Origin of the sequence: Kosakonia sp. YIM B13588 (genome assembly GCF_042788165.1) — a bacterium.
GTDB classification, from domain to species: domain Bacteria; phylum Pseudomonadota; class Gammaproteobacteria; order Enterobacterales; family Enterobacteriaceae; genus Kosakonia; species Kosakonia sacchari.
The window spans coordinates 299,651-324,939 of the sequence record NZ_JBHZPO010000002.1 but is presented as its reverse complement, the minus strand read 5'-3'; the positions used below and the strand labels follow the sequence as shown (position 1 = coordinate 324,939).

Sequence of the window (25,289 nt, the reverse complement as noted above, 5' to 3'; positions counted from 1 at the left end):
TCACGTGTAATGCAAGACAACCGCAGTACCTATTCGCTTTGCTTTATTGACCGGTAAGCCTGCGGATTTCGCAGCAAATCTTCGCATTGCTCACACCTTAAGCGAACAGTCATGAAAGCTTAAAATCTTGCTTGACCGTTTCAGTACAACTCCCTATAGTAGCGCCCCGTTGCCCCCTGTACTGGCTGGCAGCGATACAATGTGGTGAGGTGTCCGAGTGGCTGAAGGAGCACGCCTGGAAAGTGTGTATACGGCAACGTATCGGGGGTTCGAATCCCCCCCTCACCGCCATCATTCGAAGAAGAGCTCGCATGCAAATGCGGGCTTTTTTTTCGCATATCGCACTCCCGCAGGGGGGATGAGAAGCCCCGACCGGGGTTCGACAACTGGCGTAGCCAGTTGGACAAATGACGAGCCCGCAAGGAAACTGTCCGCACAAAAACGCCGGGAGCGTTTTTGAACAACGCTTGCGTTGGCCCCGAAGGGGCGAGTAATAGTGAGTGCAGCGAATCAATCCCCCCTCACTGCCATATTCTGAGCGTCATAAACAGACATAGCTCATGACAAAAGGTCATTATCAGCGCGCAGAACGAAACAAATATCGGCGTTAAATCTCCTGCTGTCGCCATTGCCTGACATGGTCGACCAGGGCACGTAGTTTGGGTGCCATATTGCGGCGATGAGGAAAGTAGAGATAGAAGCCAGGGAAATAAGGCAGATAATCATCCAGCAATGAGACAAGCTGCCCGGTTTCAACAAACGGTCTGAACGTATCCTCTGTGGCAAACGTAATTCCGCCACCCGCAAGCGCCAGCCGCAGCATCAGGCGCAGATCATTAGTGGTGATCTGCGGTTCAATCGCCAGGCTGAAAGGTTCACCCGCCTCCTCAAATGCCCAGCGATAAGGGGCGACATCTTTGGCAGGACGCCAGCCGATACACCGATGATGGATCAATTCACGCGGATGTACGGGTGCGTTGTTCGTCGCGAGATACGCGGGCGAGGCAACCGCCATTTCACGTTGCTTTTCGGTCAGCGGGACGGCAATCATATCCTTTTCGATCACCTCTCCCAGCCTTACGCCCGCGTCATAACCCGCAGCCACAATATCAAACTCTTCATCCGTGACGACAATATCAACCGTCACGGCGGGGTTGGCCGCCGCAAACGAGGCGATCAGCGGACCGGAAAGAAACGCTTCGGCTATCGAGGTCACGGCAATCCGCAAACATCCGCGCGGCACATTCTCCGACGCAACCTCTTCAAACGCCGTTTCAATACTGGATAACGGCAATGACAGGGATTGTCGCAGCCGTTCTCCCGCCTCCGTCAGCGTTACTGAGCGCGTCGTACGCATTACCAGCATTGTGCCGAACGCATCTTCAAGTCGTCTTATTCCCTGACTGATCGCAGATCGAGTGACGCCCAGGCGAGCGGCGGCAGCGCTGAAATTACGCTCTTCCGCCACTGCGATAAAAACCGGTAAAAGGTTGAGATCAATTTTCATTGTTTAACAGTGCTAACCAGTGAGTCCAGTAAAAGCAGGATACTGGAACCAATCGTTACGTTCTATGATCGTTTCGAACTCAACTGAAGGAGCATGCTATGGAAAAAGTGATATTAATTACCGGCGCATCAAGCGGGATTGGAGAAGGTATGGCCAGAGAGCTGGGAAACGCAGGCGCGAAGGTGTTATTAGGGGCTCGCAGACTGGAGCGTATCGAGGCCATTGCCGCAGAAATACGCAGCGCGGGCGGTATTGCTGAGGCGCGTGAGCTAGATGTCACCCGCCGCCAGTCGATGGCCAGCTTCGTGCAGGCCGCGCTGGATAAATGGGGCCGCGTCGATGTTCTGATCAACAATGCGGGCATCATGCCGCTCTCTCCGCTTGCCGCCGGCAAACAGGATGAATGGGAGCAAATTATCGACGTGAATATCAAAGGCGTGCTCTGGGGCATTGGCGCTGTTCTTCCCGTGATGGAAGCCCAGGGCTCCGGTCAGATAATCAATATTGGCTCTATCGGTGCCCTTTCCGTCGTGCCAACCGCCGCCGTCTATTGCGCCTCAAAATTCGCGGTACGCGCGATTTCGGATGGTTTACGCCAGGAAAGCCCAAATATTCGCGTGACCTGTGTCAATCCGGGTGTGGTGGAAAGTGAACTTGCCTCAACCATTACGCATCCGGAAACCAGGGCGGCGATGGATGTGTACCGTTCTGTGGCACTTAAACCTGCAGATATCGCCCGTGCCGTGCGACAGGTCATTGAAGCTCCTGAGAGCGTGGATACAACAGAAATAACCATCAGACCAACCGCATCAGCCAACTGACATGCCTGACGGATGACCGGCGTTAATGTCCGTTCTCATTTCTCAGCATAGTCGGGGTCAGGGTCATGCCGCCATTGAAGGTAGGGGAATCGCTTATCTCCCCTACTGGGTGGCTGGCCCTGATAGTAAAGCCGGTTTACTGTCCTGGTTATGCCTGAGTGAGCCAAATATCCCGCAACATCTCCAGGAAAATACGCGCTACAGGTGACCTGCGCGCCTGTACTGGCAACCCCTTCCCGTTAATCGTGCAGGAGGCCACTGGTATCGCAATGGCTTTCTTTTGAAGGTCAGACTGCCCACTTCTAGCACATAGCAGAACGTCGTTTCCCCCCAGGACTGCCCCCTTTGTGCCCGAAAAGACGTTCTAAACATTAAGGTATGATCGTCTACCGGGAGAATGAGCACAGTAAAGCCACTGAAGTGTCTGGATAATAGGCCAGCTTTTATCCGTCGTATGGTTGTGAGTCGCCATGATGCGCCAGACTATAATTCAATGTCCGCTAGCGTGCCGCGGATCTGAACGATGAATTTGAGTTCAATAACCCGAGCGCGGATGAATACTTTGCCGCCATCCGGCAGCAGCGGAAACTCTTTTTTACAGGGCACGTTAAGCGTTGATTGCTTCAAAAAAATTACCGCATTTGTTATATTGTTGCTCATTGCTTATTCACCTCTGCGGTGCCAAAAAGAACAAGATTCACCGCAACCCAGGACGATAAAATGTTAGATTACCGCTTCCCGACAGCTTTGCAGATGGTTCTCAGCGTAGCGATGGCGGAGCAAGTGGGTGAACGTTCGACGAGTGCGATTCTGGCCTACGGCCTGGAAGCGAATCCGAGCTTTATCCGCAAATTAATGGTGCCGCTCACGCGTGACGGCATTATCGTCTCAACGCTTGGCCGCAACGGATCTATTCACCTTGGTCGCCCGGCGGAAGAGATCACCCTGCGCGATATCTACCTTTCCGTTATCGAAGATAAAAAATTGTGGGCGTCGCGTCCTGACGTACCGGCCCGCTGCGTGGTCAGCGCTAACGCCTGCTGGTATTTCAAATCTATCGCCGAAGAAGCGGAGCAGGCGTCGTTACAGGTATTAGCGCGCCATACCGTGGCAAGCGCGCTGGAAGAGGTGAAAAAAGCCGATACCAGCGGCTGGGATCCGGTGCCGGAACTTATTGCCCAGTATAAAAAAACGTCTTAACTATTTGCTTATTATGAAAAAAAACCGCCTTCACAATGAAGGCGGTTTTTTTGTATCTGCAACAACTTACGCAGGCAGAACGTCATTTACCGGTTTACCGCGCGTCACGAATTTACGCAGCGTAACGTAAAACACCGGAGTCAGGAACAGACCAAACAGCGTCACGCCCAGCATACCGGAGAACACGGTGATCCCGGTGACACCGCGCACTTCTGCACCCGCGCCGTGACCGAGGATCAGCGGAATCGTCCCGGCAATAAAGGCGATGGAGGTCATAACAATCGGGCGTAAACGCAGACGACAAGCCTCCAGCGCCGCTTCCATGATCCCTTTCCCCTGAATTTCCAGCTCGCGGGCAAACTCCACGATAAGAATCGCGTTTTTACATGCCAGCCCCATGAGTACCACCAGACCAACCTGCACGAACACGTTATTATCGCCACCGGTCAGCCAGACGCCAAACAGCGCGGACAGCATCGTCATCGGGACGATTAGGATCACCGCCAGCGGCAACGTCCAGCTTTCATACAGCGCCGCCAGCACGAGGAACGCCAGCAAAACCGCGACCGGGAAGACGATCAGCGCCGTATTCCCCTGAGTGGCCTGCTGGTAGCTCAGGTCTGTCCATTCAATATTCATCCCGTTCGGCAATATCTGCTTAGACATCCCGTCCAGTTGCGTCATCGCCTGCGAGGAAGAGAGAACGCGAGGATCGGCATCACCAATGAGATCCGCCGCCGGATAACCATTGTAACGAATCACCGGATCCGGCCCGTAGGTGGTGCTGATATTCACCATACTGCCGATCGGTACCATTTCGCCCTGATTATTACGGGTGCGCAAATTCGCAATATCTTCCACGCTGTCGCGGAACGGCCCGTCGGCCTGCGCCATTACGCGCCAGGTACGCCCGAACTGGTTGAAATCGTTCACATAAGACGAGCCCAGATAGGTTTGCAGCGTACCGAACAGATCGGTCAGCGACACGCCCTGCGCTTTCGCCTTATCACGATCAACCTGCACATCCAGCTGCGGAACGTTAGCCTGGTAGGTTGAGATGGGGAAATGCATCCCCGGCGTCTGCATAATCGCACCGGACATGGTGTTCACCGCACTTTGCAGCGCGCCATAGCCAAGACCGGCGCGATCCTGGATGTACAGCGAATAACCAGAGCCCTGACCCAGCCCTAAAATCGGCGGCGGCAAAATGGAGAATCCAAAACCCTGCTGGATCTGCGCGATTTTAGCGTTGATTTCAGCGTTAATTTCCGCTGCGGTATGTTTACGCTGGTCGAACGGTTTCAGACCAAAAAAGACCGTTCCGGTATTCGGCGTATTGGTGAACTGCAACGCGTTAAGCCCTGGAAAAGCGACCGCATAATCCACGCCTTCGGTATTCATACCGATTTCACTCATTTTGCGGATCACCGCATCGGTGCGAGCCAGCGAAGAGCCTTCCGGCATCTTCACGCCGCCAATTAAATAGAGCTTATCCTGCGTCGGAATAAACCCGCCGGGTACGGCTTTAAACATGACGCCAGCGGCACAGAGCAGCAGCACATAAACGACAAATACCGCGCCACGTCGACCAAGCGTTTTACCCACCAGCCCCTGATAACCGTTCGAGCTGCGGTGGAAAAAGCGGTTAAACGGACGGAAAAGCCAACCGAACAGACGGTCAATGAGCCTCGTCGGGAAGTCTTTCGGTGCGCCGTGCGGCTTCAACAGCAAAGCGGCCAGCGCCGGAGAGAGCGTCAGCGAGTTGATGGCAGAGATCACCGTCGAAATCGCGATTGTCACCGCAAACTGTTTATAGAACTGACCCGTTACGCCGGAGAGAAACGCCATCGGCACGAACACCGCGCACAGCACCAGCGCAATCGCGATAATCGGCCCGGACACTTCACGCATCGCCTGATGCGCCGCCTGTAGCGGGGCAAGCCCCTCTTCGATATTTCGCTCGACGTTCTCCACCACCACGATGGCGTCATCCACAACGATACCGATAGCCAGTACCAGCCCGAACAAGCTCAGGGTGTTAAGCGAAAAGCCGAGCAGGTAGAGAATGCTGAACGTCCCCACGACCGAGACCGGCACCGCGATCAGCGGAATAATCGACGCGCGCCAGGTTTGCAGGAACAGGATCACCACCAGCACAACCAGCACCACCGCTTCCAGCAACGTTTGCACGACCGCGCGAATGGAATCGCGAACAAAAACTGTCGGATCGTAAGGTGCCGCCCATTTCATATCTTCCGGGAAACGCGTGGCCAGCTCGTTCATTTTGGCGCGCACCGCGTTAGACAAATCGATGGCGTTCGCCCCCGGCGACTGGAAGATACCAATCCCGACCGCGTCTTTATTATTAAGCTGAGAACGCAGCGCATAGCTGCCAGAACCCATTTCAATACGCGCCACGTCGCGCAGACGTACTACCGAACCGTCTTGCGCCGTTTTCAGAACAATATTGCCAAACTCGTCTTCGGTGTGCAGACGACCCTGAGCGTTAATGGAGATCAGGAAATCGCTCTCTTTCGGCAGCGGCTCCGCGCCAAGTTGCCCGGCGGAAACCTGGACGTTTTGCTCCTGCATCGCCGTCACCACATCCGAGGCAGTTAACCCACGTGCCGCCACCTTATTCGGATCCAGCCAGATGCGCATCGCGTATTCGCCCGAGCCGAAAATCTGAATCTGGCCGACGCCAGGCAGACGCGCCAGTTCATCCTTCACTTTTAGCGTGGCGTAGTTACGCATATACAGTGAATCGTATTTACCGTTGGGTGAAAACAGATGCACCACCAGCGTGAGCGTCGGTGATTGCTTCTGGGTGGTGATGCCCAAACGCCGCACATCTTCCGGCAGACGTGCCTCGGCCTGCGATACGCGGTTTTGTACCTGAACCTGAGCCTGATCGGGATCTGTACCCGGACGGAAAGTGACGGTGGTCACCAGCACGCCGTCGGAACCTGCGACAGATTTCATGTACATCATGTTTTCAACGCCATTGATCGCTTCTTCCAGCGGCGTCGCCACCGTCTCGGCAATCACTTTAGGGTTGGCGCCTGGATACTCCGCGCGCACCTGTACGCTTGGTGGCACAACGTCAGGATATTCGCTCACCGGCAACAGCGGGATGGCGATTAATCCTGTTACAAAAATCAGAATCGACAGCACCGCGGCGAAAATCGGCCTGTCGATAAAAAAGCGGGAAAAGTCCATGTGTCGGATTCTCAGATAAGGGATCAGTTGAGAGCGGAGCTGGCGTTCATGGCCACGGTTTTCGCGTTAACCGGCATCCCCGGCATAAACACTTTTTGTAAACCGTCGACGATGACTTTATCGCCAGGGTTCAGCCCCTTCTGCACGATGCGTAAACCGGCAGCAAGACGCCCCGGTGTGATATCACGACGCTGCGCTTTCCCCTCTTTATCAACGATATAAACATATTTGCGATCCTGATCGGTCAGCACCGCTTTGTCGTCGATAAGCGTGGCTTTGAATTCAGCGCTGCCCGGCAGACGTACGCGGGCAAAAAGTCCCGGCGTGAACTGACGCTGCGCGTTATCCAACAGCGCGCGCATACGGATCGTGCCGGTACTCGGGGTTAACTGATTATCCAGAAAATCCACTTTGCCCTGATGCGGGTAGCCATCCTCGCCGACAAGGCCAATTTCCACCGGTAGCGCCAGGTGATTACTGGACGCCCCCTGCCCGCTGCGCGCGAGGTTTTGATAGTGGAGATAGGTCGACTCATCCACGTCAAAGTAGACGTAAACGGTTTTCTGTGAAACCAGCGTGGTGAGTACGCTGGCGCTGTCACCCGCGGTGACCAGATTACCGCTGGTGATCAACGCCCGGCTGGCGCGGCCATCAATAGGCGCGGTCACTTTGGTGAAATCCAGGTTAAGTTGCGCGGCGTCAACTGCCGCCTGCGCGGCGCGAATATCGGCCTGCGCCTGAACGGCGGCCGAACGGCGCTGCTCCCACTCCTCACGGGAAACCAGATGGGTGTTGATTAATTTATCGGTACGGTTCGCCTCACTTTGCGCCAGGCTGGCCTGCGTTTTGGCTCTCGCCAGCGTCGCCTGCGCCTGTTCCAGCGCGGCGCGATAGGTTCTGTCATCAATGGTGAACAGCACCTGGCCCTTTTTCACTTCCTGGCCGTCAGTGTAATTCACTTTATCAATGTAGCCGGAGACGCGCGGACGGAGCTGAACACTCTCCACTGCTTCAATCCGACCGTTAAAACTATCCCACTGGCTAATAGATTTCACTACCACGTCAGCGGCGCTGACGGCGGGAGCTTGTGGCACGGCATTTTGCGCGACACCGTTATCGCATCCGACAAGCACTACAGAGAGCAACATCGCTCCCAGTGCATTCAGATGAAAGTTAACCCAAGGTTTCTGCAGGCTCATTATTTTTATTCCGCTAATTGTAGCCGCCGGGCAAGACGCAGCGGGAGACGCTACGCCACTTCCTTTGTCCGGGCTGGCTTCAGGCCATTTGTGCCGTTCATCGCCACAAAACTGTAACAGTTGCCAATACACTATCGCGGGGATTGTAGGGAGGCGCTAAATTTAGTGCAAGAATAATTGATACACTTTATGTGCTGTTTGAGTCAGGGGGAAAAGTCACGTTTCCGACAAGGATTTAAATGCAACAATAAAACTTGCAATTAATGCGAAAACGGGCCACCTTTAAATGCAACAGACAAAGATGCTTTTAAATAAGCGGCGTGAGGATAACAAGATGAACACTGGCGCATTTATTCACGATTTACTCGACTGGATCGACAACAACCTGGAAAGCCGTCTGGACATTGAAACCGTCTCCAGGCGAGCCGGCTATTCGAAATGGCACCTCCAGCGCCTCTTCAAAGAGCATACGGGTTATCGTCTCGCCGAGTATATTCGCGCGCAAAAGCTGCAAAAATCGATCGAGCGCTTAACCCACAGCGACGAGCCGATTCTGAACGTGGCGATTGCGTTAGGCTTTGACTCCCAGCAGTCCTTCAACCGCAGTTTCAAGCGCCAGTATGGCCAGGCACCCGGCGCATGGCGTCGCAGTATCGGCTGCCCTCAGGCGCAGCAATTACGCCAGCAATCCACATAACACGTCGTGGTTTTCGCAAACGCGCTCAGGATGAAATCGTCGGCCTGATAACAGCAGGCCAGCGATACTACGGGCAGGCTGCCCGGCGCATGCGGTTTGACGTTGCAGTAAAATAGCCGTAGTGAAAATACCCGACACGGCATAATTATTATCTCTGGCATAAGATGCGTGACGTGAGTTATTTACAAACGCATTATCCTCTTTCTCTCTCATACCGAAGCTGCAATCCTTATTTTGTCCGTAAAAAATGTAACCCCTGCTCTCTTCTTCTACTGGAGGACTGTCACCGTTGACTGTGCCAAACGATGCTCTGTTAATGAATGGTCAGTGCAGCCAGGCTTCCATCACGTGCATTTTAGTCTTCAGGTGCATCCGTCACCGGGAATGGGATCCATTTTTTTGCGCAATCCGCCTGGACAGCCGATCGTGGTAATGATGCTTCTCCCGGCGGCACAGGTGAGATGCCATCGGGGCCAATGCGGATCTGCGCCGATTCAATTAGCCAGCGGGCTGTGTTGCTGAAAGAGACGTCGTTCAGGGCAAATTGCAAAGGATGAGCCGCGTCATAACCGCGTAATATCAACTGGCCGGTTTCGCCGGAAATGTGGCTCAGGGAGATATTGCGGTAGACGGGAATGTTGTTACCGATCGCGTGCGCATCATATTGGGTATCAAAGTCGAGCGGCCGACGATTCCCGCGCATACAAACATTTTCGTAGCGCACATCGCTGACAACGCCGCCCCGGCTGATGTCACTTTTGATACGAAGCCCGGAAGTTGTGCCGTCAAGCGTCAAATCACGCACCCGAATGTCACTGACACCCCCAAGCGTCTCGCTACCAATCGACATCCCGTGTCCCCAGTAAAAATGGTTATCCACCAAGACCACATGGCGCGTGGCGCCACCTGCGCCTGCTTTAATCGCCACATTATCGTCACCGGTTCTGATGAAGCTGTGGGCGATGAGGATATTCTGCGACGAAATGGGATCAATGCCGTCGGTGTTACGGGCATTCGCCGGGGTATCAATACGCACGCCCCAGAACGTCGCATCCTGGACGTTTTTCAGCGTGGCATGGAATCCCGGCGCATTTCGCAGTGTGATGCCGTGAAAAATAATATGCGAGGCATCATCTACTTCAATCAGGCGAGGAACATTCTGCGCCCCGCCTTCCGTCTGTGCGCGGCGAGCCAGTTGCCACCATGATTCTTTCTGCCCTTGTATCGGCTTACCGCCCTGCCCATCAATAATGCCCTCCCCGACAATGCCTCCCCCGTCCGTGCTTTTAAAAAGAATAAAGGGCCGACAGCCATTCCCTTTATGATCGACAGTTCCACAGTGACCGTTCTTGTCGTAAACACGTGAGTCACTATTCGCTACCAGCATTGCCCCCCGCGAGATCCAGAGTGTGACGCCAGACTTCATGGTCAGCGGCCCACTGGAGAAACGACCCGCAAGGAGCTGCAATGCTTCACCCCGGGGGCAGTTATCCATCGCCGACTGAAGCCGTCGGGTATCGTCTCCTGACGAAGAAGCCAGCCTTGCGCAGATATGCGCGGGCAGCACAGGTTCTGGCACATCAGCATTATTCTGGGCCAATAGCATCGCGCAGAATCCGGATACCGGGAAAACAATGAGGCTGGCAATTATTCCTTTCACATTACGGCGCAGAAAAAACATAATCATCCCGACATTAGCATTGTTGAAGTATGGTTAAGGTGCTGCGATAAAAACATCTGACGAATTCATATTTAGTTGAATTGGCGTTTAAGTTCAGCGGAGAAAAAGTGATAAGATGTTTCTCCTTTTTTATTTCCACGATTATCAATCAGTATTAACTCATTACACTTAAAGCGAAAGAGATTTAGCAAAATGTATTGGTTTTTCATGCAGCTTTCCTTTTAACTTCATGCAATACAGATATCTCTTTATGTGTACTCATTACCATCCAGTTTAGTAAAAACACGTCCGGATGTTGCATCAAGAGTGTTCACAATACGCTTTAGATCTTCGAAATCGTAATAAACCTGCTGATTTAACGGCGTATTTCTGACAATCCCAATGCAATAGTTCAAAGCATTTAACGCATTATGTACCTGGTAAAGGCAAAGTGCGGCGTTGCTGTCCAGACGGGCTTTGGTTAACATGTGGACATCCTGCTCAATCCCTGCCCTGATAACATCCAGTTTTAGGTACAATAAGCGCAACGCGTCGGGCTCATCAGGTTCCAGTAACAACACGTTCATTATTCCAATGGATTCTTTAAAGTTTTTAACGATCGAGTTAATAAAATTACGCGCGTCATATCCCATGTTCACTCCGCAAAAAGTTATTAATGCCATTAGTTTCACTTTATATAATTAGCGCTGTTATCCAGAGGTATAAAAATTAAACGGCATTGCAACAAAGTAAAAATAAAAGTCGAGAACGCAAATGGTGACACTCTAATTTTCATTAGATAAGTTTATCTTTATAAAATTAAACCTGAACACAATAACATTATCTAATCAATGCTCGCAGGATAACCTCATTAATAGTGTAAATATCACTGATAGTGATTTTTTACCGGCACAGAGCAATGGGTTCGGTGCATATTTGTAAGATCGTGACGTTGCCTTTCAGACTATCCCTGAATCGGGTGCCTGCGGGGCACGCTGAATAAAGCGCATGGAATCCAGCAAATTATCCTTCTCAGCATCAGTAAGATTTGGGGACACTGTTTTCTCCGCCAGCACAGCCCGGTCGGTATAAGAGAGCGTTCCTGCACGAAGCCGCTGACTTATGACCATCAGCAAATGCTTGTCCAGTTCATTTATACGCCGTCTGATCCCATCAAGATCCAGGAGGGTGACGAATGATTCTGGTCGAGGCAACCAGTCTGCCAGATAGCGATACTGTATCGCTTTTCCCGCATTCATCAGCGCACTGATAAACGGCTCCACGGACTTCGGTTCCAGCCCAACCTCGTGCGCAGTGCTCTGCGCCTGCAGCAACACTTTTTGTTCCCGAACAATATCCTCCACCGGCACGTGGTACTTCGCCTTATAAGCGGCAACTTCTCTCATTAACGCCATGCGTTCGCTTAAGAGTGATGAAAGGGCACTAAGACAAATGGGTGCAGAGGCTCCCGTACAAAAACTTCCGGACATATAGAGTGTCGATACGAAAATCTTCATCATCATCCCTCCAAAAATGGTGCCAACCCTAATTTACCTGCGCAAATATAACCAATAGTTACTATTTCGTTTCTGGATGTAAGAGTCTTGTTATAAGCAGCGCATGACGTTCCAGCGCGTACGCGCTCTTTAGATACCCAATTGCGTGACCCACCGTGGTTGAAAAGTGCCTCCGGGATCACCGGCAAGCCAGTACTACGGTAAAGCTCTAACAGGCACCGTTCACTTTTCATTAATTCAGTTGCGTTATTATTTCATCAAAGCGGCTTTGCGTAAGAAAATGTAACGCGCTGATATCAATATGGATTCATCGACAGGCAGCAAATCCTGTACGGATCCGCGATTTTTATAAGGGGGAAAAGCACTACAGACCAGGCAGGGTGAACACGGGGATAAGAGTGATGACGTGCCAGATATCCCCTCTCTTCGGGACTCCGGCAACAGGGAGAGCTATTTTATAAAGAACGCCCCCGCAAAATATCAGTCATCAAGCCGCAAAGGAGACATGCGCGCTGCGCCAAGCGAAGCGGGTCTTAACTGGCCAGAACCGCCTGGCGGCGAGAAAAGCGCTGAAACACATAATTACCACAGGCAAAAGCATCGGTCAGGTTCTTTTGAATTACATATTGCACATTTCAAATGCTTAATCATTCGCTGGAAAAACAGGCTCACGCAGTCAGCAGGCGCGACACAGGTCCGGTTATTTACACGTCATTATTAACAAGCCATGGTCTTGTTCTGTTATCGACCCTCGCCTTTCAAAGAAGAACCAGCCTGAAAAAGCGGGCTTCTTTCGTATGTCGCCAGGGAATGACGATCCGCGGTCGGGCCAGGGAACGGCCTGTTTGCCCCCCGCAAAAAATAAAACCCGGTTTCCCGGGTTTTATCGCTAACTATCAACGCCATCAGTCGTACGCTTTCAGCGTGCGCTGGCAGAGCGCGGAGCGTACGCAGTCGTCTTTATTAAAGCGTACAACGCCAATCATCTCGTCTTCCTCAAAACGTGCCAGCGCGTCGCTCAAACCCGATTTCACACCGGATGGCAGGTCACACTGGGTAATATCACCGTTGACAATAACGGTCACGTTCTCCCCGAGGCGCGTTAAAAACATTTTCATTTGCGCAGCCGTGACATTCTGAGCCTCGTCGAGAATGACCACCGCATTTTCAAAGGTACGTCCGCGCATATAGGCGAACGGCGCGATTTCCACCTTACCGATCTCTGGTCGCAGGCAGTATTGCATAAAGGACGCCCCCAGGCGTTTCAACAGCACGTCGTAGACGGGCCGGAAATAGGGAGCGAACTTCTCCGAAATATCACCGGGTAAGAAGCCGAGATCTTCGTCGGCCTGCAGAACCGGTCGGGTTACAATAATCCTGTCCACATCCTTATGGATCAGGGCTTCCGCCGCTTTCGCCGCGCTGATCCACGTTTTCCCGCAGCCGGCTTCGCCGGTTGCAAAGATCAGTTGTTTACTCTCGATAGCATTCAGGTAGTGCGCCTGAGCTTCATTACGCGCTGCAATTGGAGAAGTATCACGGCTGTCCCGCGCCATGCCAATTGCTTCTACGCCACTCATCTGCACAAGCGAGGTGACCGACTCTTCTTCACGTTGTTTATGGCTGCGTGAATCACGTCTCAGCACGCGTTTCGCTTCACGACGAGCTTTGATCACTGCTTTTTGTCTTCCCATGGATAGCACCTTGAGTTGTTGGTTTACATCACACACGTCGCTATCGACGCGATTATGCGCACAAACGTCTGAGGGTTGGCTTCCTTGTAAGCCATGGCTTGCCTTTGAAAATGACGTGCCAACGCGACGAACAGCATCGCCTGTCACATCGTCGACATCAGGAATGAAAAAGAAGGAGGAAAATTCAGGGGTGAAGAAGTCGCTGCCGGAGGTCGCACCTCCGTGCCGGGTTTTGCGTGGTCTTTTTGTCTGTCCGCTACTGGACTTTACCATCCGCGATCTCCAGAAAAACTTCATCACCGCAGGGGATAACGCTCTCACTAATTACATCAAAGATTAGCATCATTGCAACATTATTTTTACCTAACCATAACGTGCATGACCTCTGCGTCGTTGAACAGAGTCTCGGTTATGAATATTACAGAAAGATAACAGATACTTTCTCATACGAAAAAATGATATCTGGATGGCAGAAAAAGTATGTCAGGATGCAACAGATGACAGAATATCCTGCCCGGTAGCGGGCAGGATAGGATCTTCACGCTTCTAGCAGAGATTGCGCCAGATAGCGGTTTGCCGCTTGTACGCCGGGCAACGCAAAGAAGTAACCGCCACCAATCGGACGAATGTACTCTTCCAGCGCCTCGCCGTTCAGACGCTTTTGCACCGTCAGAAAGCCTTTTTCCAGATCATGTTGATAACAAACGAACAGCAACCCCATATCCAGCTGACCGGAGTTGGTCACCCCGAGCGAGTAACTGTAACCACGCCGCATCATCAGGCTGGATTGCGTCTCTTTCGTGCGCGGGTTCGCCAGACGAATATGGCTGTCGAGGGCAATGACATCACCGTCCGGATCGCTGGCATAATCCGGGACGTCATGCTCATTTTTCATGCCCAGCGGCGCGCCGGAATGCTTATCGCGCCCGAAAATGGTCTGCTGCTCTTTTAGCGGTGTGCGATCCCAGAACTCCACGTGAAACTGGATAATACGCACCGCCTGATAACTGCCGCCCACCGCCCACGCCGGTTCGCCCTGCTCTTTCGTCACCCACACCACCTCGTTCATCAGCGTATTATCGCTGCTGTCCGGGTTGGCGGTGCCATCTTTAAAACCCAGCAGGTTAACCGGCGTCTCTTTGCCTTTGCTGCGCGCCGCATGATCAGAGATAAACCCTTCCCGCTTCCAGCGCACGCTGAGTAAATCCGGCGTGTGCTTGATGATGTCACGCAGCGCATGAATCACCGTGTCCTGTGTGTTGGCGCAAATCTGGAGCAGCAAATCGCCGTGACACAGCGCCGCATCAAGCGAATCGTTAGGGAAACGCGTCATCTTTTGCAGCTTTTTCGGCATCTGCGCGCGCAAACCAAAACGGTTGTCGAACAGCGATTCGCCTACGGAAACCGTCATCGTCAGGTTATCCGGCGCGATATACGCCCCGAGAATACCGGAATCCATTGGCGGTAAGCGCGGGTTCGTTGTCTCCGGAGCCGGACCGCCGGAGGTCAGAAACGTGATGCGTTGCGTCAATAAACGGAACAACCGTTCAAGGTCGGCTTTATCAGCAGCCAGCACGTCAAACGCCACCAGCATCATTGACGCCTGCTGTGGCGTCAAAATACCGGCCTGATGCGCGCCCAGGAAAGGCTGCTTCTCCATACGTGCATCAGGCGAAAGCGTCCCAGGTGCGCTCTTCGGTGTTACCGCATGCGCTACCGGGCATCCGCCAGCCAGCGCAAGCGCGCCTCCCAGCGCGCCCATACTTTTTAATAAACGGCGCCGGGAAGGTTCGCTGACGTCGTTGTTATCATCGTGCTTCATGGTATTAATCCAGCCCCAGCACGCCGCGCAGCTGCGCCAGGTCTTCCGCCAGTGTGGTGATCGGCCCTTTCAGCGCATTGCGATCGGCGTCAGTCAACTTATCGTAGGTTTCATACCCCTCTTTAGTGCGGTATTTCGCAAGGATGGTATCCACTTTCTTGAAGTTGGCATCGACTTTCGCCAGCAGTTCGGCGTTATCTTTCTGCAATTGCGGACGCAGCAAATCAACAATTTTCTGTGCGCCATCGACGTTGGCCTGGAAGTCCCACAGATCGGTGTGGCTGTAGCGATCTTCTTCACCGCTGATTTTGCTCGCGGCGACTTCTTCAATCAGACCGGCTGCACCACCGACCACTTTGGATGGCGGGAACGCCAGCTCATTAATGCGCGTTTGCAGATCAACCACATCTGAGTTGAGCTGATCGGCATATTTGCCCATGTCTTTGGTGCTGTTATCACCAAACAGGGCTTTTTCCAGACGGTGGAAACCGGTAAATTTCGGATCGGCGGCTTTATGCTCGTAATCATCTTCACGTGCATCAATGCTGCCATCGAGATCGGAGAAGAGCTCAGCAATCGGTTCAATACGCTCGTAGTGCTGGCGCGTCGGCGCGTACAGCGCTTTCGCTTTTTCGATATCGCCCGCTTTTACCGCATCAGTGAACGCTTTGGTGCCGGAAACCAGCTGCGCCGTTTCGGCAACCACATACGCTTTATACGCGGTAATGGCTCCGCTCAGGCTCAGCAGCGCGTCACCTTTTGCCGCATCGGCCGTCGCCGCGCCTTTCACCACCAGCTTGCCTTTCGGATTGGTTAACAGACCGCAAGTCATCTCATACTCGCCCGGCTGCAGGTTAGCCGTCAGTTTCTGGCTAAAACCTGGCGCGATATTTTCACGCTCTTCAACCACCATCACGCCTTTAAGGATCTCCCACTCAAGCGCCTTCTGGCTGTGGTTGAGAATAATAAACTGCGTTTTACCGGCGTTCACCGTCAGGTTCATCGGCTCACACTGTTTGTCCGTAACCGTAACTTTCACCTGTGGGATATCCGCAGCCTGCACCGCGAAAGCACTGGAGATTAATGCCGCCATCCCGGCCTGTAATGCACTACGACGAAAATGAATTGCCATGCCCTTTCCCTTAATTAGTATGTTGTAACTATAAAGCGATTATGGTGCCGCTCGTGAAGGTTGCGTCCCCGCGCGAGGCGGTAAAACAAACATCACCAGCGCCGGGATCAGATAGATAAAGTAGACCACCACTTCGCTGACGCTTGGTGTTTCCTGGTAACCAAAAATCCCTTCCAGCAGCGTACCGGTGAGGGAGTGCGTGGTGAGTACATTACTGAAATCGAAAGCCACGTCCTGGAAGTGGTTCCATAATCCCGCTTCGTGAAACGCGCGGATCGCCCCGGCGGCAAGCCCTGCCGCGACAAACAGAATAAACAGGCTGGTCCATTTGAAAAACGCGCCGAGGTTCAGACGTACGCCGCCCCAGTAAAGCAAGAAACCGAGCACCACCGCCGTGGCCAGACCCAGCACTGCGCCCAGCGGCGGCCAGACGCCGACATCCTGCTGGAACGCCGCCAGCAGAAAGAACACCGATTCCAGCCCTTCGCGCGCCACGGCGAAAAAGACCATCAGGATCAGCGCCCAACCGTGGTTATGACTGCGCGCCAGCGCGTTGTCGACCGCCAGCTCCAGCTGCACTTTTACGTTGCGCGACACTTTGCGCATCCAGAACACCATCCAGGTGAGGATCACTACGGCTATCGCCGCGACAATGCCTTCAAACAGCTCCTGTTCTTTTTGCGGAAACTCGCCGGTAGTTTCATTGATCGCAATACCGAGCCCAAGACAGAGCGCGGCGGCAAGAAAAACACCAATCCACATCACGTTTATCCAGCGCCCACGCTGGGTACGTTTCAGATAACTGGCAATCAGGCTGACGATCAGCGCCGCTTCGAGGCCTTCACGTAACATAATCAAAAATGGAACAAACATGGAGGAAACCCCTAATGTCATGCGCGGTCAATGGTTGCAAAGAAAAGTAAATTGCATTGATAGTGATTATCATTACGCCGCAAGGAAACTCAAGCGAAAAATGTTGAGAATGATAACTGGATGTAACCGCGTAGCAGGCTAACCGTGCGGTTTATGCGTTATGCGGAAGCAGTTGAAATAAAGCAAAAACATAGCTTACAAATCTTTAACTTTGTATTTACCCCACTCCGGCGCTGTGGCTAAATAAACGCCCCGTTTCGTTTACCTGCAAAATTAAAGACATGACTAACTTCTTCCATTTTTTGCTGGCGCTGGTGGTGATCCTCGCGCTGGCCTGGCTGGTGAGTTTTGACCGCCGACACATTCGTTTTCGCTTCATCCTGCAATTAATTGTCATTGAACTGGCGCTGGCGTGGTTCTTCCTGCACGCGCAAAGCGGGTTAACGCTGATTAAATACGTTTCCGGTTTCTTTGAAGTGCTGCTGAAATTCGCGGGCGAAGGCACCGGCTTTGTCTTCGGCGGGATGAGCGAAAAAGGGCTGGCATTTATCTTCCTCGGCGTGCTGTGCCCTATCGTCTTTATTTCCGCGCTGATCGGTATTTTGCAGCACTGGCGGATTCTGCCCATCTTTATACGTTTGATAGGCACGTTATTGTCAAAACTGAACGGCATGGGCAAACTGGAATCGTTTAATGCCGTCAGCTCGCTGATCCTCGGCCAGTCGGAAAACTTCATCGCCTATAAAGGCATCCTCGCGGATCTCTCCTCGCGCCGCATGTTCACCATGGCTGCAACGGCAATGTCGACGGTGTCGTTGTCGATTGTCGGCGCATATATGACCATGCTGGACGCAAAATATGTGGTCGCCGCGCTGGTCCTCAATATGTTCAGCACCTTTATTGTGCTGTCGGTCATTAACCCGACGCGCCCGGAAGCAGAAGCCGAGGTCAAACTGGAAAAGCTCCACGAATCGCAAAGCTTCTTTGAGATGCTCGGGGAGTACATCCTCGCGGGTTTCAAAGTGGCGATGATTATTCTGGCGATGCTGATTGGCTTTATTGCGCTGATAAGCGCCGTCAACGCCCTCTTCTCCGCCTTGTTCGGCATCAGCTTCCAGCAACTCCTCGGTTATGTGTTTTACCCGCTGGCATGGCTGATTGGCATTCCGCTGAGCGATGCGCTGCACGCGGGCAGCATTATGGCGACCAAGCTGGTGGCGAATGAATTTGTAGCAATGATTGAGCTGCAAAAAATCGCCGCGCAGATGACGCCGCGCGGTCTGGGTATTCTTTCCGTGTTTCTGGTGTCGTTCGCCAACTTTGCCTCGATCGGCATTGTGGCGGGGGCAATTAAGGGGTTAAACGAGCAACAGGGGAATGCAGTTTCCCGCTTTGGTCTGCGCTTAGTGTACGGCGCAACGCTGGTGAGTTTGCTTTCGGCGGCTTTCGCAGGTGTGGTGTTGTAATTTACTGGCCCACTGCGCACAAGTGGGCCTTTACATCAGAATTGTACGCAGACCGGCTGATCGACACGCATCACCGATTCCTGGGCAAAGCGTGATTTGTAGATATCACGCAGCGCATCGATTTTAGTGTCACTTTGCGCATCCACGCTGTGGATCAGCATCAACGCCTTGCTTGGCTCCTTCGATACTTTCCCGTTACTTCCCAGCCATTGCCCCTGCGCATCAAAAGTGGTTAAACCATCGCGAAAACGCGGCGTGACATCGTTATCCACATACTGCTGCCACTCCTGAGCGGTAATCGCTTTGCCGCCCTGTCGGGTTAAGCCGTAATAGAGCGTGGTTTGCTGCATCTGGTTTTCAGCCTTGCAGGTGTGTGCTGCCGCCCCCGGTTGTTTTACAGCAGGCGAAACGCAACCCGCCAGTAAACCCGCCATCATCAGTGCAGTGAACCCTGTCTTTAACGTCATGTTGTTATCCTCATTGTTATTTGTTGTGAGATAACAGCGTAATTACAATTATTTAGCAATAAAAAAACCCGCCGCAGCGGGTTTTTCATAAGAGGTAATTTATTCAGCCTGTAAACGCGATGGCGGCGCAGAGCGGTAATGTGCATCTGCCTCGGCAAAGCGCTGCTGCATCTGCGCGGAAGGCGCTTTGCCCAGCAGGCTAAACACCACAATGCCGATACTGCCGAAAACAAAGCCCGGAATGATTTCATACAGATCCAGCCAGGCGTAGTGTTTCCAGACAATCACCGTTACCGCACCGATGATCATCCCCGCCAGCGCACCGTTACGCGTCATGCGCGACCACATCACCGAGAACAGCACCACCGGGCCAAACGCCGCCCCGAAGCCCGCCCAGGCGTAGCTCACCAGGCCGAGCACGCGGTTTTCCGGGTTCGCCGCCAGCGCAATCGCAACCAGCGCCACCAGCAACACCATCGCACGGCCAACCCACACCAGCTCGCGCTGGCTTGCGCCTTTACGCAAAAACGCTTTATAGAAATCTTCGGTAATCGCGCTGGAGCACACCAGCAACTGGCAGCTCAGCGTCGACATCACGGCGGCGAGGATCGCTGACAACAGCACTCCGGCAATCCACGGGTTGAACAGAACTTGCGCCAGCTCGATAAACACGCGCTCGGCGTTCTGGTTAACCGCGCCCGCAGCAGACGGATTTTCATTGAAATAGGCGATGCCGAAAAAGCCCACCGCGACCGCGCCCGCCAGGCACAGGATCATCCACGTCATACTGATGCGACGCGCATGGACAATGGTGTGATGGGAATCCGCCGCCATAAAACGCGCCAGAATATGCGGCTGGCCGAAATAACCCAGCCCCCAGCCCATCAGCGAGACGATGGCGACAAAATTCAGGCCTTTCAGCATATCGACGTTTTCAATGCTTTTTTGCTTAATCACTTCCAGCGAATCACCAAAACCGCCGACGGAAATAATGACAATCACCGGCGTCAGGATCAGCGCGAAAATCATCAGGCTGGCCTGCACCGTGTCGGTCCAGCTGATCGCCAGGAAACCGCCAATAAAGGTGTAAATGATCGTCGCAGCGGCACCGGCCCACAGGGCGGTTTCGTAACTCATGCCGAAGGTACTTTCGAACAGGCGAGCGCCGGCAACAATGCCGGAAGCACAATAAATGGTGAAAAACAGCAGAATCACCACTGCCGAGATAATCCGCAGCAGGCGGCTGTTATCTTCAAAACGGCCGGTGAAATAGTCCGGCAAGGTCAGCGCGTTATTGTTCACCTCGGTGTGGACACGCAAACGCCCGGCCACCAGTTTCCAGTTAATCCAGGCACCCAGCGTCAGGCCAATGGCGATCCAGCTTTCAGAGATACCTGAGATAAAAATCGCGCCCGGCAGCCCCATCAGCAGCCAGCCGCTCATATCCGATGCCCCCGCAGACAGCGCAGTGACCAGCGGCCCAAGGCTGCGACCGCCCAGAATATAGTCATCGAAGTTTTTCGTCGAACGCCAGGCGACGAAACCGATAAGTATCATGCCAAAGATATAAACGAGAAAAGTCACCAGCATCGGTGTGCTCATTGCCATTAAAAAGTCTCCAGGATTCTTCGTCGGCAAATACTGCTTGCCGCTTTTTTCCAGCACCGGAACGAGGCGCTGGGGCGTTTAGATTATTTGAAGCGCCCGTATCCTGCCGGATGCCTCACTTATTCACAATTGATTTAACACAGCATTTACATCAAATTCATCCCGGCTCTGATAACAATTTCCTATAGGTTGCACTCTGTCACACTTTCAAAGGTTGCACCTTTAAAAAGTGTTATCTGCCGCATAAAACCTACTTTGCCAGCGAATTATTCAGCGCCTTTAGCAATTACCAACCGTTAACATTTCATTCATTTCTTACCTTGCCAGCCAGGTCACATTTAACAAGGTTGCACAAAGTTGCAACATGATGGATATTTCAGCCTGAACCGCAAAACAACGTAAAAAACAGGAGCAAAGCATGGGCACCACCACCATGGGGGTCAAGCTTGATGACGCAACACGCGAAAGGATCAAAGCCGCTGCGGCGACCATCGACCGCACACCGCACTGGCTGATTAAACAAGCCATCTTCAATTTTCTGGAAAAGCTGGAAAACAACGAAGGCCTGCCGGAACTGGCGACCGCATCCGCCAGCGCGCAGGAAGAGGAAAGTGCCGTTGTGGTTGATGACAGCCACCAGCCGTTTCTTGATTTTGCCGAGCAGATCCTGCCGCAGTCCGTTTCCCGCGCCGCGATCACCGGCGCATGGCGCTGGGCGGAAACCGATGCAGTGCCCATGTTGCTGGAACAAGCCCGCCTGCCGCAGCCGGTGGCGGAAAATGCCCATAAGCTGGCTTATCAGTTAGCGGAAAAACTGCGTAACCAGAAAACCGCCTCCGGCCGCGCTGGCATGGTGCAAAGCCTGTTACAGGAGTTTTCCCTCTCCTCGCAGGAAGGCGTGGCGTTGATGTGTCTGGCCGAAGCGTTACTGCGTATTCCCGACAAAGCCACTCGCGATGCGCTGATCCGCGACAAAATCAGCAACGGTAACTGGCAGTCACACATTGGGCGCAGCCCGTCGCTGTTCGTCAATGCCGCCACCTGGGGGCTGTTGTTTACTGGCCGCCTGGTCTCCACGCATAACGAAGCCAATCTCTCGCATTCGTTGAATCGTATTATTGGTAAAAGTGGCGAGCCGCTGATCCGCAAAGGTGTGGATATGGCGATGCGCCTGATGGGCGAACAGTTCGTTACCGGCGAAACGATCGCCGAAGCGCTGGCTAACGCGCGCAAACTGGAAGAGAAAGGTTTCCGCTACTCTTACGACATGCTCGGCGAAGCGGCGCTTACCGCGGCCGATGCGCAGGCGTATATGGTGTCGTACCAGCAGGCGATCCACGCCATTGGCAAAGCCTCCAACGGGCGCGGCATTTATGAAGGTCCGGGAATTTCAATTAAGTTATCCGCCCTGCACCCGCGCTACAGCCGTGCGCAATACGACCGCGTAATGGATGAACTTTATCCGCGCCTGAAATCCCTCACTTTGCTGGCGCGCCAGTATGACATCGGCATTAACATTGACGCCGAAGAGGCCGATCGTCTGGAAATCTCCCTCGACCTGCTGGAAAAGCTTTGTTTCGAGCCGGAACTGGCAGGCTGGAACGGTATCGGTTTTGTTATTCAGGCCTACCAGAAGCGCTGCCCGTTTGTTATCGATTATCTTGTTGATCTGGCAACACGCAGCCGCCGCCGTCTGATGATCCGCCTGGTTAAAGGCGCTTACTGGGACAGCGAAATCAAGCGCGCGCAAATGGAAGGGCTGGAAGGCTATCCCGTTTATACCCGCAAGGTGTACACCGATGTTTCGTACCTCGCCTGCGCGAAAAAATTGCTCGCGGTGCCGAACCTGATCTATCCGCAATTCGCCACCCACAACGCCCATACGCTGGCAGCTATCTACCAGCTTGCCGGGCAAAACTACTATCCGGGCCAGTATGAATTCCAGTGCCTGCACGGCATGGGCGAACCGTTGTATGAGCAAGTTGTGGGTAAAGTGGCCGATGGCAAACTGAACCGCCCGTGCCGCATTTATGCGCCGGTCGGCACCCACGAAACGTTGCTGGCGTACCTGGTGCGCCGTCTGCTGGAAAACGGCGCGAATACTTCGTTCGTCAACCGCATTGCCGACAATACGCTGCCGCTGGACGCGCTGGTTGCCGATCCGGTGAGCGAAGTGGAAAAAATCGCCGCCCAGGAAGGTCAGGTTGGCTTGCCACACCCGAAAATCGCCCTGCCCCGCGCACTGTATGGCGAAGGCCGAATCAATGCCGCTGGCCTGGATCTGGCGAACGAACACCGGCTGGCCTCGCTCTCCTCCTCGCTGCTTGCCAGCGCGGCGCAGAAATGGTACGCCCGCCCGACGCTGGAACAGGTGGTCATGGACGGTGAACCCGTCGCGGTGATTAACCCTGCCGAACCGAAAGACACCGTTGGCTATGTGGTGGAAGCCAGCGAAGCGCAGGTTAACCAGGCGCTGGAAAACGCCGTTAATCACGCACCGATCTGGTTTGCCACGCCGCCGCAGGAGCGCGCCGCCATTCTTCAGCGCGCCGCAGTGCTGATGGAAGATCAAATGCAGTCGTTAATTGGCATTCTGGTGCGTGAAGCGGGTAAAACCTTCAGCAATGCCATTGCCGAAGTGCGCGAAGCGGTCGATTTCCTGCGCTACTACGCAGGCCAGGTGAGTGCGGATTTCGATAACGAAACGCACCGCCCGCTGGGGCCGGTAGTGTGTATCAGCCCGTGGAACTTCCCGCTGGCGATTTTCACCGGCCAGATTGCCGCAGCGTTAGCGGCGGGCAACAGCGTGCTGGCAAAACCTGCCGAGCAGACTCCGCTGATTGCCGCTCAGGGCGTGGCTATTTTGCTGGAAGCTGGTGTCCCGGCGGGTGTTTTACAGTTACTGCCAGGGCGCGGCGAAACCGTAGGCGCGCAGCTGACCGCCGATCCGCGCGTGCGCGGCGTGATGTTTACCGGCTCCACCGACGTGGCTACGCTGCTGCAACGCAGTATCGCCACGCGCCTCGATGCCCAGGGTCGCCCGACGCCGCTTATCGCGGAAACCGGCGGGATGAACGCGATGATTGTCGACTCCTCCGCGCTTACCGAACAGGTGGTTATCGATGTGCTGGCCTCCGCGTTTGATAGCGCAGGCCAGCGCTGTTCAGCCCTGCGCGTGCTCTGCTTGCAGGATGACATTGCCGATCACACGCTGACCATGTTGCGCGGCGCGATGGCCGAGTGTCGCATGGGTAACCCAGGCCGACTGACCACCGATATCGGCCCGGTGATCGACGCCGAAGCGAAAGCGAATATCGACAAACATATTCAGGCCATGCAGGCCAAAGGGCGCAAGGTGTACCAGGCGGTGCGTGAAAACAGCGAAGATGCGCGCGAATGGCGCACCGGCACCTTTGTCGCGCCAACACTGATTGAACTGGAAAGTTTTGACGAGCTGAAAAAAGAGGTCTTCGGCCCGGTGCTGCACGTCGTTCGTTATCACCGTAACCAGTTGGATCAATTAATCGCGCAGATTAACGCCTCCGGTTATGGCCTGACGCTCGGCGTTCATACCCGTATCGATGAAACCATCGCCCAGGTCACCGGCAATGCCCATGTCGGTAACCTGTATGTGAACCGCAATATGGTGGGCGCGGTAGTAGGCGTGCAGCCGTTTGGCGGTGAAGGGTTGTCCGGCACCGGGCCGAAAGCTGGCGGGCCGCTCTATCTTTACCGCCTGTTAGGCAGCCGACCGGAAAACGCGGTACAGAAAACGCTGGCCCGTCACGACGCGCAACATCCGCTGGATGCGCAGTTGAAAGCATCACTCCTGCAGCCGCTGGACGCATTAAGCGCATGGGCAAAAGATCGTCCGGCGCTGCAACAACTGTGCGCCCATTTTGGCGAACTGGCGCAAACCGGCACACAACGCCTGCTGCAAGGCCCGACCGGCGAGCGCAACAGCTGGACGCTGGTACCGCGCGAACGGATACTCTGCGTGGCGGATAACGAGCAGGACGCACTGGTGCAACTGGCGGCGGTCATCGCCTGCGGTAGCCAATTGCTATGGCCGGACGACACGTTGCACCGCGATGTGGCAAAACAGCTGCCGGAAAGCGTCAGCAAACGTATTCAGTTTGCCAAAGCCGATGCGTTAATGGCGCAGACGTTTGATGCGGTGATTTTCCACGGTGATTCCGATCAACTGGTAGCGCTGTGCGAAAACGTCGCCGCACGCAATGGCGCGATTGTGTCGGTACAGGGCTTTGCGCGCGGTGAAACCAACATCCTGCTCGAACGCCTGTGGGTGGAACGCTCGTTGAGTGTCAACACCGCCGCAGCTGGTGGCAACGCCAGCTTGATGACAATTGGCTGATGTTATCCCCCACCTGAAAAACAGTCTGGAAA

General features: G+C 53.9%; 18 protein-coding genes and 1 tRNA gene. 6 read left to right on the top strand and 13 right to left on the bottom strand.

The features are described 5' to 3' along the window. Positions 1 to 203: 203 nt before the first annotated feature. Positions 204 to 291 (top strand) — tRNA-Ser (locus ACFX4U_RS07225). A 316-nt stretch (positions 292 to 607) separates the two neighbouring features. Here the strand turns inward: ACFX4U_RS07225 and ACFX4U_RS07220 are convergent. Further along, positions 608 to 1,507 (bottom strand): LysR family transcriptional regulator, encoded by a 900-nt coding sequence (locus ACFX4U_RS07220; protein WP_349350587.1) that lies wholly within the window; start codon positions 1,505 to 1,507, stop codon positions 608 to 610. 98 nt (positions 1,508 to 1,605) lie between these two features. Between ACFX4U_RS07220 and ACFX4U_RS07215 the strand changes: the two genes are divergently transcribed. Then, entirely contained in the window at positions 1,606 to 2,328 is a 723-nt protein-coding gene (locus ACFX4U_RS07215; protein ID WP_313507239.1) for an SDR family oxidoreductase, read from the top strand. Positions 2,329 to 2,811: 483 nt separating this feature from the next. Here ACFX4U_RS07215 and ACFX4U_RS07210 read toward each other — a convergent pair whose 3' ends face one another. Then, positions 2,812 to 2,988 carry a hypothetical protein gene (locus ACFX4U_RS07210; RefSeq protein ID WP_313507240.1) on the bottom strand — a complete coding sequence of 59 codons (177 nt, stop codon included), beginning with the start codon at positions 2,986 to 2,988 and terminating at the stop codon, positions 2,812 to 2,814. Positions 2,989 to 3,048: 60 nt separating this feature from the next. Between ACFX4U_RS07210 and ACFX4U_RS07205 the strand changes: the two genes are divergently transcribed. Further along, positions 3,049 to 3,528, top strand: a complete 480-nt coding sequence (locus ACFX4U_RS07205) for an Rrf2 family transcriptional regulator (RefSeq protein WP_020457333.1) — start codon at positions 3,049 to 3,051, stop codon at positions 3,526 to 3,528. A 66-nt stretch (positions 3,529 to 3,594) separates the two neighbouring features. Here ACFX4U_RS07205 and oqxB read toward each other — a convergent pair whose 3' ends face one another. Further along, a complete protein-coding gene (oqxB, locus tag ACFX4U_RS07200) occupies positions 3,595 to 6,747 on the bottom strand; it encodes a multidrug efflux RND transporter permease subunit OqxB (RefSeq protein ID WP_020457332.1) in 3,153 nt (1,050 codons plus the stop codon). 23 nt (positions 6,748 to 6,770) lie between these two features. Further along, positions 6,771 to 7,946 carry an efflux RND transporter periplasmic adaptor subunit gene (locus ACFX4U_RS07195; RefSeq protein WP_305736479.1) on the bottom strand — a complete coding sequence of 392 codons (1,176 nt, stop codon included), beginning with the start codon at positions 7,944 to 7,946 and terminating at the stop codon, positions 6,771 to 6,773. Positions 7,947 to 8,280: 334 nt separating this feature from the next. On the opposite strand from ACFX4U_RS07195, the gene ACFX4U_RS07190 reads away from it, so the two are divergent. Further along, positions 8,281 to 8,643, top strand: coding sequence for a helix-turn-helix domain-containing protein (locus ACFX4U_RS07190; protein ID WP_131413324.1), 363 nt, complete (start codon positions 8,281 to 8,283; stop codon positions 8,641 to 8,643). 355 nt (positions 8,644 to 8,998) lie between these two features. Here the strand turns inward: ACFX4U_RS07190 and ACFX4U_RS07185 are convergent, their stop codons facing one another. The 7 genes from ACFX4U_RS07185 to efeU form a co-directional block, all read right to left on the bottom strand. Continuing rightward, positions 8,999 to 10,249, bottom strand: coding sequence for a glycosyl hydrolase family 28 protein (locus ACFX4U_RS07185; protein ID WP_313507242.1), 1,251 nt, complete (start codon positions 10,247 to 10,249; stop codon positions 8,999 to 9,001). 323 nt (positions 10,250 to 10,572) lie between these two features. Next, on the bottom strand, positions 10,573 to 10,956 hold the full coding sequence (locus tag ACFX4U_RS07180; protein ID WP_380217770.1) for a hypothetical protein: 384 nt from the start codon (positions 10,954 to 10,956) through the stop codon (positions 10,573 to 10,575). Between the two features lie 306 nt (positions 10,957 to 11,262). After that, positions 11,263 to 11,823, bottom strand: coding sequence for a chorismate mutase (locus ACFX4U_RS07175; protein WP_313507244.1), 561 nt, complete (start codon positions 11,821 to 11,823; stop codon positions 11,263 to 11,265). A 902-nt stretch (positions 11,824 to 12,725) separates the two neighbouring features. Next, complete coding sequence (gene phoH / locus ACFX4U_RS07170; protein WP_017456289.1) at positions 12,726 to 13,514, bottom strand: phosphate starvation-inducible protein PhoH; 789 nt, start codon at positions 13,512 to 13,514, stop codon at positions 12,726 to 12,728. Positions 13,515 to 14,052: 538 nt separating this feature from the next. Continuing rightward, entirely contained in the window at positions 14,053 to 15,336 is a 1,284-nt protein-coding gene (gene efeB / locus ACFX4U_RS07165; RefSeq protein ID WP_313507245.1) for an iron uptake transporter deferrochelatase/peroxidase subunit, read from the bottom strand. A 4-nt stretch (positions 15,337 to 15,340) separates the two neighbouring features. Beyond that, positions 15,341 to 16,468 (bottom strand): iron uptake system protein EfeO, encoded by a 1,128-nt coding sequence (efeO, locus tag ACFX4U_RS07160; protein WP_065368823.1) that lies wholly within the window; start codon positions 16,466 to 16,468, stop codon positions 15,341 to 15,343. Between the two features lie 39 nt (positions 16,469 to 16,507). Next, entirely contained in the window at positions 16,508 to 17,341 is an 834-nt protein-coding gene (efeU, locus tag ACFX4U_RS07155) for an iron uptake transporter permease EfeU (protein WP_313507246.1), read from the bottom strand. A 281-nt stretch (positions 17,342 to 17,622) separates the two neighbouring features. Between efeU and ACFX4U_RS07150 the strand changes: the two genes are divergently transcribed. Beyond that, complete coding sequence (locus ACFX4U_RS07150) at positions 17,623 to 18,807, top strand: nucleoside transporter C-terminal domain-containing protein (protein ID WP_313507247.1); 1,185 nt, start codon at positions 17,623 to 17,625, stop codon at positions 18,805 to 18,807. A gap of 35 nt (positions 18,808 to 18,842) precedes the next feature. On the opposite strand, the gene ACFX4U_RS07145 is transcribed toward ACFX4U_RS07150, so the two are convergent. After that, complete coding sequence (locus ACFX4U_RS07145) at positions 18,843 to 19,274, bottom strand: DUF3574 domain-containing protein (RefSeq protein ID WP_313507249.1); 432 nt, start codon at positions 19,272 to 19,274, stop codon at positions 18,843 to 18,845. Between the two features lie 99 nt (positions 19,275 to 19,373). After that, positions 19,374 to 20,882 (bottom strand): sodium/proline symporter PutP, encoded by a 1,509-nt coding sequence (putP, locus tag ACFX4U_RS07140; RefSeq protein WP_305736487.1) that lies wholly within the window; start codon positions 20,880 to 20,882, stop codon positions 19,374 to 19,376. Positions 20,883 to 21,300: 418 nt separating this feature from the next. Here putP and putA point away from each other — a divergent pair, with 418 nt between their 5' ends. Next, a complete protein-coding gene (gene putA, locus ACFX4U_RS07135; protein ID WP_313507250.1) occupies positions 21,301 to 25,257 on the top strand; it encodes a trifunctional transcriptional regulator/proline dehydrogenase/L-glutamate gamma-semialdehyde dehydrogenase in 3,957 nt (1,318 codons plus the stop codon). Positions 25,258 to 25,289 lie beyond the last annotated feature (32 nt).